Origin of the sequence: Acinetobacter sp. S40 (assembly GCF_016624705.1) — a bacterium.
In the GTDB taxonomy this organism is placed as follows: Bacteria; Pseudomonadota; Gammaproteobacteria; order Pseudomonadales; family Moraxellaceae; genus Acinetobacter.
Genome location: NZ_JACVTU010000035.1, coordinates 1 through 1200, shown reverse-complemented (window position 1 = coordinate 1200; position 1200 = coordinate 1). Strand labels below are relative to the sequence as shown.

Sequence of the window (1200 nt, the reverse complement as noted above, 5' to 3'; positions counted from 1 at the left end):
ATGATAGATAAAAGTGCAGCGACCCTACCGGAAGCGCTTTCCCAGATTAAAGACGGTGCCACCATTTTAATTGGTGGTTTTGGCACAGCAGGCCAACCCGCTGAACTAATTGACGGTTTAATTGAACTCGGACTTAAAGATCTCACCATTGTCAGCAACAATGCCGGCAATGCTGACTATGGTCTTGCCAAATTACTTAAAACGGGCGCAGTCAAAAAAATCATCTGTTCTTTCCCACGTCAAGCCGACTCTTATGTCTTCGACGAACTGTATCGTGCGGGTAAAATCGAACTGGAAATTGTGCCACAGGGCAATCTGGCGTGCCGTATGCAAGCCGCAGGCATGGGACTTGGACCGATCTATACCCCCACCGGTTTTGGCACCTTACTGGCAACCGGAAAACCTACTTTAAGCTACGAAGGCAAAGACTACGTTCTGGAAAATCCAATCAAAGCTGACTTTGCCCTGATTAAAGCCCACAAAGGCGATCGCTGGGGCAATCTGGTCTATCGTAAATCTGCACGTAACTTTGGCCCCATTATGGCCATGGCCGCAGATGTGACCATTGCTCAAGTCAGTGAAGTGGTCGAACTGGGTGAACTTGATCCCGAAGTGATCGTAACGCCAGGGATTTTTGTCCAACACGTGGTACAGGTACAACCTGCACCAGCACCCACTGCCGCATAAGGAAATCGACATGAGTTATCAAAAACTAAGCCGTGACCAGATTGCACAGCGTGTGGCACAGGATATTCCAGAAGGCGCATATGTCAATTTAGGTATTGGTTTACCCACTAAAATTGCCAGCTACCTACCGGCTGACAAAGACGTCTTCCTCCATTCAGAAAATGGTTTATTGGCCTTTGGCCCACCTCCTGCAAAAGGTGAAGAAGATCCAGAGCTGATCAATGCCGGGAAAGAATACGTAACCATGCTTAAAGGCGGTTGTTTCTTTCATCATGGCGACTCCTTTGCCATGATGCGTGGTGGACATCTCGACATTTGCGTACTCGGTGCCTTCCAGATTGCCGCCAATGGTGACCTTGCCAACTGGCATACCGGCGCAGCTGATGCGATTCCATCGGTCGGTGGCGCGATGGACTTGGCCGTAGGCGCTAAAAAAGTCTTTGTCACCACCGATCACGTCACCAAAAAAGGCGAACCGAAGATCGTAGCGGAACTGACTTATCCAGCCACAGG

The 1200-nt window shown here is 49.5% G+C and carries 2 protein-coding genes; both read left to right on the top strand.

From position 1 onward, the window contains the following. A complete protein-coding gene (locus IAE19_RS16440) occupies positions 1-687 on the top strand; it encodes a 3-oxoacid CoA-transferase subunit A (RefSeq protein ID WP_200461973.1) in 687 nt (228 codons plus the stop codon). 10 nt (positions 688-697) lie between these two features. Next, the coding region (gene catJ, locus IAE19_RS16435) for a 3-oxoadipate CoA-transferase subunit B CatJ (protein ID WP_200461972.1) at positions 698-1200 on the top strand (503 nt) is incomplete at its 3' end.